At 60.4% G+C, this 14,321-nt stretch carries 13 protein-coding genes; 7 read left to right on the top strand and 6 right to left on the bottom strand.

Annotated features, from left to right (window positions below):
* Positions 1-345 precede the first annotated feature (345 nt).
* Both ACYPXD_RS08285 and ACYPXD_RS08280 read left to right on the top strand, forming a co-directional pair.
* Positions 346-3,333 carry an enterotoxin A family protein gene (locus ACYPXD_RS08285; RefSeq protein WP_459709608.1) on the top strand — a complete coding sequence of 996 codons (2,988 nt, stop codon included), beginning with the start codon at positions 346-348 and terminating at the stop codon, positions 3,331-3,333.
* A gap of 96 nt (positions 3,334-3,429) precedes the next feature.
* Complete coding sequence (locus ACYPXD_RS08280; protein ID WP_459709606.1) at positions 3,430-4,530, top strand: NAD(P)H-dependent flavin oxidoreductase; 1,101 nt, start codon at positions 3,430-3,432, stop codon at positions 4,528-4,530.
* Between the two features lie 109 nt (positions 4,531-4,639).
* Here ACYPXD_RS08280 and ACYPXD_RS08275 read toward each other — a convergent pair whose 3' ends face one another.
* Together ACYPXD_RS08275 and ACYPXD_RS08270 are read right to left on the bottom strand one after the other, a co-directional pair.
* Positions 4,640-4,876, bottom strand: a complete 237-nt coding sequence (locus tag ACYPXD_RS08275; RefSeq protein ID WP_459709602.1) for a tautomerase family protein — start codon at positions 4,874-4,876, stop codon at positions 4,640-4,642.
* Positions 4,877-5,029: 153 nt separating this feature from the next.
* Positions 5,030-5,740: an SDR family NAD(P)-dependent oxidoreductase gene (locus tag ACYPXD_RS08270; protein WP_459709600.1), complete on the bottom strand. Its 711-nt coding sequence runs from the start codon at positions 5,738-5,740 to the stop codon at positions 5,030-5,032.
* Between the two features lie 336 nt (positions 5,741-6,076).
* Here ACYPXD_RS08270 and ACYPXD_RS08265 point away from each other — a divergent pair, with 336 nt between their 5' ends.
* Entirely contained in the window at positions 6,077-7,036 is a 960-nt protein-coding gene (locus ACYPXD_RS08265; RefSeq protein WP_459709598.1) for a LysR family transcriptional regulator, read from the top strand.
* Between the two features lie 56 nt (positions 7,037-7,092).
* Here ACYPXD_RS08265 and ACYPXD_RS08260 read toward each other — a convergent pair whose 3' ends face one another.
* Together ACYPXD_RS08260 and ACYPXD_RS08255 are read right to left on the bottom strand one after the other, a co-directional pair.
* Entirely contained in the window at positions 7,093-8,295 is a 1,203-nt protein-coding gene (locus ACYPXD_RS08260) for a YbfB/YjiJ family MFS transporter (RefSeq protein ID WP_459709596.1), read from the bottom strand.
* Between the two features lie 196 nt (positions 8,296-8,491).
* Complete coding sequence (locus tag ACYPXD_RS08255; RefSeq protein WP_459709594.1) at positions 8,492-9,529, bottom strand: TIGR03571 family LLM class oxidoreductase; 1,038 nt, start codon at positions 9,527-9,529, stop codon at positions 8,492-8,494.
* 290 nt (positions 9,530-9,819) lie between these two features.
* Here ACYPXD_RS08255 and ACYPXD_RS08250 point away from each other — a divergent pair, with 290 nt between their 5' ends.
* The 3 genes from ACYPXD_RS08250 (at position 9,820) to ACYPXD_RS08240 (ending at position 11,952) form a co-directional block, all read left to right on the top strand.
* Positions 9,820-10,098 (top strand): hypothetical protein, encoded by a 279-nt coding sequence (locus tag ACYPXD_RS08250; protein ID WP_459709591.1) that lies wholly within the window; start codon positions 9,820-9,822, stop codon positions 10,096-10,098.
* 259 nt (positions 10,099-10,357) lie between these two features.
* The gene (locus ACYPXD_RS08245) at positions 10,358-10,942 is read left to right on the top strand and encodes a cytochrome b (RefSeq protein WP_459709589.1); all 585 of its coding nucleotides are present in this window, start codon (positions 10,358-10,360) and stop codon (positions 10,940-10,942) included.
* A gap of 2 nt (positions 10,943-10,944) precedes the next feature.
* Positions 10,945-11,952, top strand: a complete 1,008-nt coding sequence (locus tag ACYPXD_RS08240) for an NAD(P)H-dependent flavin oxidoreductase (RefSeq protein WP_459709587.1) — start codon at positions 10,945-10,947, stop codon at positions 11,950-11,952.
* A gap of 13 nt (positions 11,953-11,965) precedes the next feature.
* Here ACYPXD_RS08240 and ACYPXD_RS08235 read toward each other — a convergent pair whose 3' ends face one another.
* Positions 11,966-12,931 carry a helix-turn-helix domain-containing protein gene (locus tag ACYPXD_RS08235; RefSeq protein ID WP_459709585.1) on the bottom strand — a complete coding sequence of 322 codons (966 nt, stop codon included), beginning with the start codon at positions 12,929-12,931 and terminating at the stop codon, positions 11,966-11,968.
* A 298-nt stretch (positions 12,932-13,229) separates the two neighbouring features.
* On the opposite strand from ACYPXD_RS08235, the gene ACYPXD_RS08230 reads away from it, so the two are divergent.
* On the top strand, positions 13,230-13,931 hold the full coding sequence (locus tag ACYPXD_RS08230; RefSeq protein WP_459709583.1) for a glutathione S-transferase family protein: 702 nt from the start codon (positions 13,230-13,232) through the stop codon (positions 13,929-13,931).
* 111 nt (positions 13,932-14,042) lie between these two features.
* On the opposite strand, the gene ACYPXD_RS08225 is transcribed toward ACYPXD_RS08230, so the two are convergent.
* A partial coding sequence (locus ACYPXD_RS08225; RefSeq protein ID WP_459709581.1) for a hypothetical protein occupies positions 14,043-14,321 on the bottom strand: 279 nt, incomplete at its 5' end.

The raw sequence follows: 14,321 nt of genomic DNA, 5'->3' as shown, positions 1-14,321 counted from the left end.
GTGGATGCCAAAGAGGAGACTGCCGCCTTATCGGCGCAAAAGTCCTCTGCGCGGCCGATGCGCAGTACGCTCAGCGCAAGCGACACGAGCGATGAGGCGTTGTCGCGGACGAAGCGCGGACCTGCTCTATCCAAAGACGCCGGGCTTGCGCCGTTTCGCAGGTTTCGCGGTGGCGACGCGCTAAGCTCAAGCGCCTGGTCCTACTATCGGTTCGATCAGGCGGACTATGCGGCTAAGACCGGGCCCAACGGTATCTGTCAAGGTTGGATCCGGCTCGCATTGAGCAGGCTGGACAACTCCGGGGCTACCGACCTGACCGATGCTGTACGGCGCATACAAGGCGATGTGAACAATCACCGCGGCTTTGTCTCGGAAGACACGTTCGCTTCTGCGCGTCATTTGCAAGTGTCGACCGATACGCTGCGGCTTCAACGATACGTGCCCACCGAGTCGATGCAAATGTCGGGATCAGGCGTGGGGCACCTTCGCACGCTCTTCGATTCCGCGCGCCGTAATCTGGAGGTGGGAGGCGTTGCGCATATTGCGCTCGGCTTGAATCCGCGCGGAACGAACACAGGTACGACAGGGCATGTGTTGCTGTTGCAGCGGCTGCCGCGCGAGCGGTATGCGCTGTTTGATCCGAATAATGGTGTGATGACCTATTCGAATCGACGCGCCATGGAGGCGGGGCTGCGCAGGTACATGGACGAAAGCTTCCGGGATACCGGCATGCAGCTCACGCCGGATTCCGTGCAGTATTACGCGTTTTCACCTACGTCGGGTCAGATGGCGGGTCCGTCCGGGTCGCGTGAGGCGCCGGACCGGCCGCAGGCCCGGCCCGAACCCCCGCTCACTCCGTCCGCACAAGGCGAGTCGCCGGCGCGCGATGCTCTGGCGTCACGTTGCGACCAGTCAAACAGCCTGTCCATCGACATGCTGTCCGGAGCGGCTGGTCAGCGCGAGGCAATGTCAGGTATGGACCGTGGCGTCGCCGCGGCTGCGTTGCGCGATATTGCGCAAGGACACGCGCCGAACCTGACCGATGCAACGGAAAATGTCAGGCGCGGGCTGGCCGATCCGGCGCGAAGACAGATGACACTCAATAGAGTTTTCGATTTGCAGCAGCAGAACGGCGCCGGCGTCGTCGAGCCCTTGCCTGGTTATGCGCGACGCCGCGGCGCGGCTGGCATGGCATCGGCCGCGAATCTGATTGGCGATTTGCGACAGCATTTCGGCAGCTTGCATGTGAACGACAATATGGGCGCGGGGTATCCGACGGATCTGGCCATCATCGATCTTTCGATGAGCAGGCAGCCGCAAGGCAATCCGGATCATGCGGACGCGCGCACCGACAGTGTGCCGATCGTCGTGCAGCGGCTGCATGAGATGGACGATTTCGAAGGCGACCAGTACGAACTCTACGACCCGGGCTCGGGTGTCTACCGGTACAACACTTTCGGGGAAATGGCGGACGCGCTGCGCGGCGTCTTCGATGTCGGCTTTCGCCCGCTCGGCGGAGTCGATCACGCCGACACGACTTACTACGCGAATCTGGCGAGGCCGGTCGCCGCGACCGGTGGCCCGGCACACCCGCCGGCTTCTTCCGTGATTTCCAATCTCGATCTGGCCGGAGTCGAGCGAAGACTGGGGATCATCAATGCGCGACCCGGCGTAACACCGAGTCCGGGTTTGCCGCCGCCTCCGTTCGTGATCGAGCCGAAGCAGGAACTGAAGCGCTCGGCCCCGTTTTCCCCGACGCTTAAGCCCGATGGATTATTCCGTCCGTCGATGCTGTCGCCAGTGCGACTCAAGGGACACGGCGGCTTCGACAGCGAGCGCACCCCGGTAAGCGATATCAACCTCTCGATACACAATCTCGATGTCGCGTCGCATCCACGTCTTGTCGATAGCGCAGGCTATCTCGGTACCTTCCGCAAGGAGAAAACCGCGCTCGAAAGGCTGCCGGGCGACGCCGCAATCGGGTACATCTACTTCGTCGCGCCGACGCCGAATATGGTGGACGTCGCGGGCAGTCTTGGTCGTGAGGAGCATGCGCCCGAGAATGGCGAAGTGGCGGCAATGGGATGGATCGACTATCCGCAGATCCGCGGCTGGCGCGCGGTCAAAAATGGTGTGCCCGGCAAGTACGTTGCGAATCCGGATTACCGATGGGACGTCTATGACCAGACACGCATGGCGGGCTCGCAACCGCAGTTGTCTCGCTTGCCGATAAATAACGACGTCTGGCGCGAAGAGGGCTTTAAGGCCTCGGTGTCGCGTGTCGGCAACGCTTACGGCAAGGAAAGGGAGGCATTGCAGTTCAATGAGGATCCGAATTTGACCCACGCGCTCTTCTACGATGCCGCATGGGAGAAAGTCCGTGAGCTGAACCGCCGCCAGTCCGAGGGCCTCGACTATCGCGGGCCGTTGCGACTTCGCGCGTACGGCGCCGCGGATCGGTCCAAGACAGAAATATATGTCGATCCGGACAACAACGTACAGGTCAATACGTTGAACTCGCGTTCTTCATGGAAGAAGGGTACCAGGCGTAACTTCTCGTTCGCCGACGACGGCCGTTTTCATCTGATCGACGACTACAACAAGGTTTTGCGGGTTGGCTCGAATGACTACCTTTATCTCGGAGATGTACCGGACGCAGCGTCACTCAACGGCGTATTCGAATACGACGGAAAGCACCTGATTCACCAGGAGGATTTGCGTCTGTTGACGACCGGTCTGTCGTCGTACACGCCGTTCGTCGACAACGACACGCATGGCGAGCGCAGCGAATGGCATTTGCGTACATCGGGCGGAAGGGAGGTGACTCCCCCTCGGGTGAACCTGCATACGTTTCGCAGTCAGACGAGCGGCAATCCGCAACAGCTTTACGCGTTCTACCAGGATCCGGATATGGCGTTGCCGTCGGGGGTAACCCGTTTTGTTACCCGGGTCCCGAATAATCCATTCGGTGGCAAGTTCCTCGACTATGTCGGGCGGATCACGGACGAGGAGGCTCGCAACGCCGCGGACTTTCTACGCAAACAGAACGCTGCGTGGTTGTTCGACGACGGCTTTTACGCAGTGGCAAAGGGGCCGGACGTCATGGAAGTGAGCCGACTCGACGGTACGCCGGTCTGGCGGGCCGAAGGCGTCAATGTTGAACCGAACAGAATCAGCACAGTGACGTTCAAACCGTTGCTGCCGCTGTCCTCGAACTATCGGATGGCCGACGAAACGAAGAAACGCGTCGAAGCGCGCGAGGATCGGCGCCGTGATGTCATTGCTCTTCTGACGCAATCCAAATCGACGCCTGCTTCGCGAACCACCGTTTGAATTTCATGTTCAAAAGAATTTTTACCTGCAGCATGGTTGACCCCTGGCATGCGGAAAGAGATCATCGCTTGTGGACTGCTTCGTTAAGGACATGACATGAACACCCGTTTGGCTAACCAATCACTTTTAAAGATGCTAAGCATCTCGAAACCGATCGTTCAGGCGCCCATGGCTGGTGTCAGTACACCGGCATTGGCTGCCACTGTTTCGAATGCCGGCGGCCTCGGCTCGCTTGGCGTCGGCGCGATGAAAGCCGACGCGGCGCGCAAGGCGATCAAGGAAACGCGAGCGCTCACTAAAGCGCCGTTCAATGTCAACGTCTTCACGCATGAACCGGCAGCCGGCAATGCGGCTGTCGAAAAAGCGTGGCTGGCGTGGCTCGAACCGCACTTCGTCAAACATGGTGGGAACGTGCCCGAGAGGCTCAGCGAAATTTATACGAGCTTCGTTGAAGATCAGGCGATGCTCGAGGTCTTTCTTGAAGAGAAGCCCGCGGTCGTCAGCTTTCACTTCGGGTTGCCTTCGGAAAAGGTCATCAGCGCACTCAAGGGCGCGGGCATCACATTGTTTTCATCGGCGACCAATCTGCAGGAAGCGGCCGCGGCGGTCGCGGCCGGTGTCGACGTGCTCGTGGCGCAAGGTGTCGAAGCAGGCGGCCATCGCGGCATGTTCGATCCTGGCGTGTTCGACGAGGGGCTCGGCACTTTCGCGCTCACGCGTCTGCTCGTCGAGAAATTCGATCTGCCCGTCATCGCGGCAGGCGGCATCATGGACGGCGCGGGCATTGCAGCGGCACTCGCGCTTGGCGCGCAGGCGGCGCAACTCGGCACCGCTTTCGTGGCGAGCCCCGAAACGGCAATCGACAGTGGCTACCGTGCGGCACTCCTCAGCGAGCAGGCACAACACACCATGTTGACGTCGGCGATTTCCGGCAGACCGGCGCGCAGCATGATGAACCGTTTCACCGAACTGGGCCGCGATGCGAGTGCGCCGGCGACGCCTCAATACCCGATTGCTTACGATGCCGGCAAGGCGTTGCATGCCGCAGCGAAGGCGAAAGGCGAATTTGGTTATGGCGCGCAATGGGCCGGCCAGGCGGCCGCGCTCGCGCGCTCGCTGCCGGCTGCGGAACTGATGGCCGTGCTCGATCTGGAACTGAAGCAAGCGATCCGCGGTTTGCAGCTGTACGGCGACTGATGCCCCGCTTCACAAAAAATGGCGACGTGCTCGACCGCGATACGCATGCAGCGTATGTGTTTGAGCGCGTCGCCGTCCGGCTTCTGGAAAGCCGTGAAGGAACAGGCATTCACGCGGGCCGGGCTTTTTTCAGCGCCCGGTATTCGTCGACGGGCAAGCCACCCCAGCCCCAGTTCTCCTTGTCGACTTCCTCGATCACGACGAACGTGGCTTCCATTGGCTTGTTCAGCACATTCAGCAGCACTTCGCTGACGCCTTTGATCAGCCTGGCTTTTTCTTCCGCCGTGACGGCGTCCCGGCCCGGCGCGGAGCCTTCGCGGGTGACCTGAATCGTGACGATAGGCATGGATATCTCCGTGATATGACACATGACATGCACAGATGCGCAGAAAAAGGCGCCGTGGCCGGCGCCGTGCTTACCACGCGGCGAGGCGGTCGCCCGGCGAACTGCCTGGCCGCCCGCTCAATTGACCGCTCAATTGACCGCTTAATGGCCTGCTTAATGGCCCGCGCTTTGACCGCCATCGACATGCAGGATCTCGCCGGTCACGAAGGGCGCATTGTCGAGGTACAGCACCGCATTGACGATATCACTCATCTCGCCCATATGACCGACCGGATGCAGCGCGCCGAGCGCATCGTGCGTTTCGGGTGCGTGCATCGGCGACTTGATGATGCCGGGCGACACCGCGTTGACGCGGATGCCGGTCTTCGCATATTCGATGGCCAGCGACTTCGTCGCGGCGTTCAGGCCGCCCTTGGTCAGCGAGGCGAGCACCGACGGCACGCCCGACACCGCATGGTCGGCAAGCGTGGTCGTGATCTGCACCACGTGGCCGCTTTTGTTCTTTTCCATCTGCTCGATCGCGAACTGCGTGACATGAAAGAAGCCGCTCACGTTCACATTAAGGACCGCCGCGTAATCTTCAGCCGTATATTGGGTGAACGGCTTGGCGATAAAAATGCCCGCGTTATTGACGAGCGTATCGACGCGCCCAAAGTTCGAGATCGCGGCATCGATCACGCGTTTTGCGACCTCGCGATCGCCGATGTCGCCGGCAATGGTCACGATGCCAGGATCGTCAGAGGGTTTGATCGATCGTGCGGTTGCGACAACGGCATAGCCTTGCTCGCGGAAACCTTTGACGATTTCAGCACCGATACCTTGCGATGCACCTGTGACGACTGCGACTTTCTTCGGGTTGCTCATGATGTACCTCGTGAAATTGATCGGTTTGGATCGAGCCGGCGGCATCGATTGATTGACAGCGTAGGCAATGTCATGAGGTTTGCGCATACCCGCGATGCACAAAGAGACTTAACTTCGGGGAACAAATCGCTGTCGCTTCGTGCGCACAAATCGCACGAAGCGCTGCGAGGCCCGTCAACAGGCACTCGAGGCAGAGGCGGACTGGCGCACCGAGGCGCGGTGGCACATTATTGATTCGGTGTAACAACGCTTGTTACACGCAGACATGGACATGCACGCGGACAATGCGGCTCATCCCTGATCGAACCCAGGCATCGGAAAACTGAAGGCGTTTATATGGACACGTTCCGCAATATGAAGATCTTCGTCGAGGTTGCCGAAGCGGGCAGCTTCACGGCGGCCGCCCAGCAACTCGACACGACCACGGGCTATGTGTCGCGGTCGATCTCCGAACTGGAGGCGCACCTTCGCACGCGCTTGCTGAATCGCACGACGCGCCGGATCGCGCTGACCGAGGCTGGCGAGCGCTATCTGAGCCGGTGCCATGCGATCCTCGAGTCGGTGAGCGACGCGGAACTCGAAGCATCGGACGCGCACGCGCGGCCGGCGGGCACGTTAAAGGTGCATGCGATGTCGAGCATCGGCCAGAACTATGTCGTACCCGCGGTTGCCGCGTTTCAGGACCGCTTCCCCGCGGTGACGGTCGATCTCGTGCTGTCGCAGAACGTGCCCGACCTGCTCGAAGAAGGATACGACGTCGCGTTGCGGGTCTCGCCCGGGCCTTTGCCCGATTCGAACTACATCTCGCATCGGCTTGGAACAATACAGAGCGTGCTGTGCGCGTCGCCGTCGTATCTCGAGGTGCATGGCGCTCCGGAGTCAGTCGACGACCTGACCCATCATATGTGTCTGCAGGTCGCGATACCGATCTTTCCGACGGACCGCTGGACGCTGATCGGCCCTGACGGTCCGCGCGAATTTCCTCTGCCGAATACGCGCTTCAGGGTCAATCTGCCCGATGCGATGGCCGTGGCGCTTCATGAAGGAATGGGAATTGGCGCGTTGCCGGCGCTAACGGTGCGCTCGGCATTTCGTAATCGCACGCTGGTGCGCGTGCTGCCCGAATACTATCTGCAGGAGCTTAATATCTACGTTGTCTATGCCTCGCGCCAGTATCTCGATGCGAAGATCAAGGCATGGGTCGAGTTTGTGAAGGAATGGGTGGCCGACGCCTTGCTCGAGGACACGGTGGCGTTCAATAAGCCGATCCAGACCAGCGAGTCCGACACGGCTTGATCGGTTCGCTCGCGTCCTCGCATCGCTTACGTTGCCTGCTTCGTCTGTTAACCGAATCATTTGCAAGCCAGAACGGCAGCCGCGATCAGCGCGGCGCCCGCTGCAACGAGCGGCTGTTCGAACGAATGCGTGCGCGCGAACAGCGCGGTCGATACGAGCGGCCCGAGAATCTGCCCGACGCCGTAGGCCGCCGTCATCGTCGCCATGATGTTGAAGCGCACGGTCGACGCGATCTGCCTTGCCGCCGGCATGGCGATCGTCACGGTGCCGACGAATGTGCCGCCCACCAGCAACGCGCTTGCAAGAAACATCGATGCCGATTCCGCGAACACCGGCAACATCACGCCGGCGGCCTGCACGAGCAGATTCAATGCCATCGAGCGGCGACTGCCGAACCTGTGATTGAGCCAATGCCACAGGAAGCACGAAGGCACGGCGCCGATGCCGAACGCGGCCCAGATGTGAACGGGGTCGATGCCGGGCACGGCGTCCTTGACGAGCAAGGGCAGATAAGTGGCGGTCACGATATAGCCGAAGCCCGCGAGGCCGTACAGTGCGACGAGCACGTAGGCGTTGGGCCCTGCGCGGTGGCGTGCGCCGCCTTTAGCGCTGGGGTTGGCACTCGCAGTTGCGCCCGCGTTTGCGCCTGCCTCCTGATCGTTGTCCGGTTCTGCGTCATCCTCATCGCGGCGTGCGCTTAAGCGCGGCCATGCCATCGCCGACAGCAACAGCGCCGCCGCGGCAAGCAATGCCCATAATGCAGCGCTATTGAAGTGCTCCGCGGCGCCGATCGCAATGATTTCGGCGGAGACCACAATACCGAGACCCACGCCGGAAAACAGCAACGGCGCACCGTGATGATGACCGACCACGTGCAGCAACCAGATCGACGCGGCGACAAGCGCAACCGCGCTAACGGCTCCGGCGACAAAGCGCACAACGGCAATCGACGACGGTGAGAGAGGCAGCGAAAGCACGGCAAGACATGCGATCGTGCCGATCATCGACAACTGGCACAGCCGCGCTGCGTGTCCGTGCCTGAAGCGGCCCATCAGAATCGCGCCGAGCAGATAGCCCGCGTAATTCGCGGATGCCGCGACCGAGCCGGCCGTCACATCGATCACGCCATCCCGGACCATCAGCGGGTACATGCCGGTAAACGAAAACCGGCCGAAGCCCATGCCTATCGCGAGCACCAGCGCGCCGGCAACGGCTTCGAGCGTGCGCGCGCCGGGCGCGCGTCCCAGGGTGTTTTCCATCGGATTGCCTTTGTCGAGTGTCGGGTCTGAGGATCGGGGGAGCGCGCCCAATGCGGTGCGATAGCGCGCGCACCGATGTGCGCGTCCTGAGCGGCAGCAGACGTGGTTGACCGAACCAGCACTCTAAAAGGCGTGGCGTGATCGAAACAGGGTGTTTCGGGTAAAGACATTGTTTACTGGACGAACGCACCCGGCGCTACTCGCGCGGCGTAAAGAACGGCAATACGTCTCGTTGCAGGCTATCGAGTATTTCGAGGTAGCTGCGTGGCGTGACGCTCGGATTCAACGCAACATGCTCGACGCCCGCATCGCGCGCGTGCTCGAGAAAGCCGCGCAGTGCACGGCTGCCGATTGCAAAGCCGCCTTTAATGCGCTGGAACGCAAAGTCGGGCTGCGGATGAAGATAAAGAAATCCGCCGAATGCCAGCGGCTTGTCGCGTTTTGCGGTTTTGTCGTCTTTGCCCGTTTCGTCAGTACTGGCTTGCTTCTTCGCGTCATTCCATTCGCGGACGAACTGCTTCAATTGCGCGGGCTCGGGAACGAAGCCCAGGTAGCCATCCATATGCGTCGCGATCCAGTCGAGCGTTTGCTGCGAGCGGCCGACTGCAAGCGTCGGCACTTTGCCGTAAAGCGGCTTCGGCAGCATCGTCATCGATCCATCCGCCTCGCCGAAGCGCGATGGAGCGTAACGCGGGAAGTCCTCTTCGCTGACGCTGCGAAACACATTGTGGATGTCTCTGAAACGCTCGCCACGGCTGTCGACGTCGATGCCGAAGTACGGATACTCGGACAGCCGGTCTCCGGACGACATGCCGATTACAACACGTCCTCCTGTGAGCCGATCGAGCGAATTGAGCTGCTTGGCAAGCATTAGCGGCTCGCGCAAGGGCAGCACGATGCCGGCTGTGCCGAGCGTAATCCGCTTCGTGACGGCGGCAAGCTGCGCTAGATAGATCAACGGCTCGAAGATCTGCCCGGAGTCGCCGTAGCGCGGGTCGTAGAACGGAATATCGCGTGCCCACAAGGCGGCTACACCGGCCTGTTCGGCGAGCTGCGCCATGCGCAAGTGGCCGGCCATGGTCGGATGCGGCGTTCGCGCGTGCGTTTCGAGCGGCAGGATCAGGCCGACGGTGAGCTCACCGCGCCCGAAGAGTCGCGTATAGCCCGGGTGGTCCTGCAAGCCGTCGTCCGCGCGTGTCCCGCGGCGATCGATAGAAGGCGTTGCCATGTCCATGAGGTTCTCCAGCTGCAGTTGCGCTTAGCCTGGGGCTTAGCTTATTGAACTGCGCGGGCCGGAAAAACACCCCGCCGCTAGTAACACTTGATACATCGAGTCAATAGCGACAGACGGAGCGGGGACACGAAAGCAGGAGCATCACGAAATGGAATGTCTACCATTCAGACGCATTCGGTAAACAAAGATGTGAAATCTACATTCTTAATTTTGAGCGGCCTCATCCCTACAATTGGTTTCAAGCGTTGCGGACACGGGTTCGCAACATCATGCGATCCACGGAGGTCATCATGAAATCGGTTATTCGTTCACTCGTCGTTGCCGGCGCCTTTGCCATTCCCGCGTTTGCGTTCGCACAGGCAAGTGACTCGGCAGCGCCGCAAGGGGCGGCGGCGAGTACGGCGCAACAAGCTAATGGGAGCTATGGCGGTGCCGCGGACGGTTCGTCGGCCGGCGGTCAATCGGCCCCCGCTCATCATCGCTTCGACTTCCTGCGGCACGGCAACGGCAGCAAGCCGGGCGACTGCGTGGGTCCGGTCAGCTTCTGCCAGATCTACTTCGGTAGCTGATCGGCGCATCGCGCACGTTCCCGTGCCTGACAGTACGGGTGACAAAGGAATTGACGTTCGGCGTCGCCCGCGTTAATCACTTAGCTGTTTCAGCCGTGTTCGCAGTATTTCTTCCGTCGCGAAGATATGCATCGCAAAAGATAAATTTACCTGATCGTTCTGCGAACCTATCGTTACGCAAAAGAGTAAGGTGCAGACCGGCGGATCGAAAGGCAGTCTTTATCGGCTGAAACACGAAAACCATACAGGAGACATCGTGTTGGATTCCACGTCCTTTTCAGCGGCGCGACCGCGATCGCCGTTTCGCCTTCGCGATACGGGCCTTGGCTTTTCACGCGTCACCGTCGCATTGCACTGGATCGTCGCAGCCTTGGTGCTCGCGATTATCGCCCTCGAAATCTCTTTATCGATTGCGTACAGCGCCGAACAAACAAGCGTGCTGAACCTGCTCGGCACGGTGCTGTTCCCGATATCGGCTTACCGCTTGTGGACGCGCATCACGTCCGTTCATCCCTTGCCGGTCGGCACGCCGAACCCCGTCGAAGTGATCGTCAGTCGTTCAGTGGCCGTGGCGCTTGCGCTTGCGATGGTATTGCTGCCGATTGCCGCGTGGCTTTACAAATCGGCGGCGGGCGAAAGCATTGCGTTGCCGGGCGGAATGTTCGTGCCCGCGCTGATGCCGCCTGATGCGCACGCGGCATCAGTCATTCATGTTCTGTTCCGGATCGGTGCGATTGCGTTTCTTTGCGGACTCGCGCTGCATATGTTCGGAGCGTGCAAAAGCCATTTCGCGCTAAAGAACGATGCGCTGAAACGGATGCTCGGCAAACATGTGGAGCTTTAATCATGATGAGCAAAAGTAACGGTTCGGAGTGGCGCGCCGGTCAGCTGGATGCGAATGTGGAGATGGACGTCGCTGCGCGGTGCGGCGTGCAGTATCCGATCTTTCTCGCGGGCATGGCGGCGATTTCTGGGCCGTCGCTCGTGGCGGCGGTGGCGAACTCGGGCGGTATGGGAATACTGGGCGGCTTGCGCTTGCCGCCGCTCGAGGTGCGCCGCTGGATCGGGGAGACGCGCGAGCTGACGGATAGGCCATTCGGCATCAACCTCGTTCCATCATTTGGCGGCCCCGAAGTATTCGAAGCGCAGTTTCAGGTGGTGTTGCAGGAAAAGCTGAAACTGCTGTCGCTGTTCTACGCGGAGCATTATCCGGACATGATCGCGCGTGCGAAAGATGCGGGCATGATCGTGATGGTGCAAGTCGGCTCGGTGGAACTCGCGCGCAAGGCGATCGAGCAGGGGGCCGATATCGTGGCCGCGCAAGGCAGCGAGTCTGGCGGTCATATGAACCGTGGCACGATCGGCCTGCTTTCGCTGCTGCCCGCGATTATTCGTGTAGCAGAAGGCCGCCCCGTGCTTGCCGCGGGCGGCATCACGGACCGTCACGATGTGCGCGCTGTGATGGATATCGGCGCGGCGGGCGTGTTGATCGGCACTGCGTTTATTGCATGTGAAGAGTCGAATGCGCATCCGCTTTACAAGCAGAAGATCATTGACGCGACTGTCGACGATACCGAGTACCGCACCGGTTACTCGTTCGGATGGAAGTACGGCACGCCGCACCGCGTAATTCCGAATCGCGACAAGTGGAACCTGCTGGGTTTTATCGGCGGCGGCGCGCGCGTGATCGACAAGCCGGAGATGGCGCAGAGGCTCTCGCTATATGCGGGGCAGGGTGTCGGAAAGATTCATGCAGTAATTCCAGCGTCCGAGCGGATCGCGGAACTGGCTTGCGGACTTGCGCGCGGCTCCGAGGCCGGGACCGCAACGAAAGAGGCGCGGGCCGCCGCTTAGGATAAGCGACGAGTTAGCCTGCTGCCTCTTCAGCAACATCGGTCACCGGCCGTAGCACAGCGTTCGGGCTCACGCCAAAGCGTTGCTTGAATGCGCGGCTAAAGTGCGCTGCGTTCGCGAAGCCGCATTGCCATGCGATTTCGCCGATACGCAGCTTTGCATTGGCGTTCGTCAGCATGGCTTTGGCGCGCTCCAGACGTGTTTGCCACAGGTAACGCATCACCGTCGTGCCTTCGCCGGCGAAGAGCTTGGCGATATAGCGCGGCGACACGCCCGCGGCCTTCGCCACCATGTCGAGATTGAGTTCTTCGGTGCTGACGTTGCGCTCGATAAAGCGCTTGGCGCTCGCTAGCGCGACGTCCGCGCTGCGGGCGCGTTTCGGTGCGGCGGGGTCTTCCGCGAGGATTTGCATCAGGTCGATCAGATGCTCGGCAACGAGCGTGGCGCTGCCGGGACGCGAGCGTTGACTATGCGCGGCGACCGACGCGATCAGCGATTTGACCATGCGAACGTCGGGCGAGGTCGGGTCGGGAACGAACATTTCACGCCCCGTAAAATGCAGGCCGCGCGCTTCGAGTGCCGACCGCGGAATGCGAAGTGCCATGCCCCTTGTGTTGTCTTCCCCGGTCTGGACGTATTTTCGGCTCGGATCGATCAGCAATAGCGATTCGTTTGTCAGGCGTTTCTTGACGCCCGCCTGTTCGAGTTCGATCACACCGGTTTGCGTGATGAACGCAAGGATCATCTCGTTGCGCCAGTTACGCCGGCCGGGGCCGGCGAGCGGCGTCCATTGCTGCGAAGAGACGTCGGCCACATCGAATTCGAGTCCGCCCATGCGCCAGCAGGTGCCTTTGAGGGTGTCCGGGTCGACACGGTCGAACGCGCAGTCCATCGACCAGCAACCGTTGACCATATCGTGCCAGCCCTCCACCGTTCTCACGGGTTCGTAAGCCAGCGCACTTGTGACGTCGGGTTCCATCGCTTGCTCCAGGTCGGGTACCGCTTTCGCTTATAGGTTGAACGCATTTTCCGGAAGTTTATTCCGCCGATAACAAAGAAGCGGTTGCCCATCGGCAATGAGGGCGCGACTGGATGCGAGCGGAAACTTCGGAGTTCCGTATTCGCGCTTGCAGCATGCGCCCTTTCCAATCAATGGGTCGTTCTTCCTCGGGCAAACATCGGCATTCGTGTGTATCTACACTGGTTCCCTACGTATCTGTGCAAGGACACAGATGCGGCTTGTGGTCGACCTGCGCAACGAATCAAAGGGGAGTGCGATGCAGATTAAACGCCTTAAGCTTTATCATTCGCCGGCTTTGCGGAGCTCGCGCGTCAAATGGCTATTGCATGAAATTCTTGGCGAGGATTTCGATGTCGAATCGATCGATGCATATTCCGCGGTTTATACGCCTGAATTCCGCAAGCTCAATCCGAATCACGCATTGCCGGTGCTTGAAATTGCGTTGGAAAACAACGAAACGATCGTGATGATCGAAAGCGGCGCGATGCTGGTGATGCTGGCCGACCTGTTCCCGGCATCGCGCCTCGCGCCACCGGTCACGCCTTTTTCGAAGGAGCGCGCCGATTATCTGCAGATGCTGCACTTCCTTGGCACGTCGATGGACATGATGCTATGGCAACTGCGCATACACGAACATGTTCTGTCGGCGAGCGAGCGCGACGACAGGACGATACGCCGCTATCGCCGCAAGATTGCGGAGGAGGTCGAGCCGCAGCTCGCAAGGCGTTTGCGCGATGCGCCCTATATTTGCGGAGCCGCGTTTACGGCGGCCGATTGCGTGATGGGGCACAACGTCATGTGGTCGAGGGCCGCGGGGCTGTGCACGGACCAGGTGTTCACGGACTATCTTGCGCGCGTGGCGGCGCGACCGGCCTATGCGTTGGCGTTTGCGGATCGCCACCGGTTCGTTCGCACGGTGCCGGAGGACGCGCCGGCGCGAGCGAAGTTCACGGGATGAACCGGCCGACTAGCACGGAAAATAATCGACAGCGCAGTTTTCAATTGTTAAAAATCAATATTTGGTTAATATGAAGTTCAACGCGAATTTCTATAAAACGTCGTTTACAAGTTAAAAAGAAAAAGTAATTTTGTGGTCATGCAAGGTGAGTAGACTCCCGCCGGTTTTTCCTGAAATCCAACTGATTGCCCCCGGGAGTCGTCCACCTATGCGTTCATCCAGAATGCGTTTAATGCCGCACGCCGCACTCATATCAAGTGTTTTAATGCTCGCCGCGTGCGGCGGCAACGATGCCAATAACAACAGCAGCACGAATGCATCGGCGCCGCCGCCGCCGGCGGACCAGAGTTTCGTCGATAGCGCGCCGGTTCCCGACGTCCCCGCGTTCGT

The organism is Paraburkholderia sp. 2C (assembly GCF_054589215.1).
This window is presented reverse-complemented; position numbering and strand designations above follow the sequence as displayed.

Coding starts and splice junctions, on each gene's coding strand:
- ACYPXD_RS08250 (WP_459709591.1), top strand. CDS start 9,820: ATGAAATCGGTTATTCGTTCACTCGTCGTTGCCGGCGCCTTTGCCATT.
- ACYPXD_RS08275 (WP_459709602.1), bottom strand. CDS start 4,876: ATGCCTATCGTCACGATTCAGGTCACCCGCGAAGGCTCCGCGCCGGGC.
- ACYPXD_RS08260 (WP_459709596.1), bottom strand. CDS start 8,295: ATGGAAAACACCCTGGGACGCGCGCCCGGCGCGCGCACGCTCGAAGCC.
- ACYPXD_RS08240 (WP_459709587.1), top strand. CDS start 10,945: ATGATGAGCAAAAGTAACGGTTCGGAGTGGCGCGCCGGTCAGCTGGAT.
- ACYPXD_RS08235 (WP_459709585.1), bottom strand. CDS start 12,931: ATGGAACCCGACGTCACAAGTGCGCTGGCTTACGAACCCGTGAGAACG.
- ACYPXD_RS08230 (WP_459709583.1), top strand. CDS start 13,230: ATGCAGATTAAACGCCTTAAGCTTTATCATTCGCCGGCTTTGCGGAGC.
- ACYPXD_RS08280 (WP_459709606.1), top strand. CDS start 3,430: ATGAACACCCGTTTGGCTAACCAATCACTTTTAAAGATGCTAAGCATC.
- ACYPXD_RS08270 (WP_459709600.1), bottom strand. CDS start 5,740: ATGAGCAACCCGAAGAAAGTCGCAGTCGTCACAGGTGCATCGCAAGGT.
- ACYPXD_RS08255 (WP_459709594.1), bottom strand. CDS start 9,529: ATGGACATGGCAACGCCTTCTATCGATCGCCGCGGGACACGCGCGGAC.
- ACYPXD_RS08265 (WP_459709598.1), top strand. CDS start 6,077: ATGGACACGTTCCGCAATATGAAGATCTTCGTCGAGGTTGCCGAAGCG.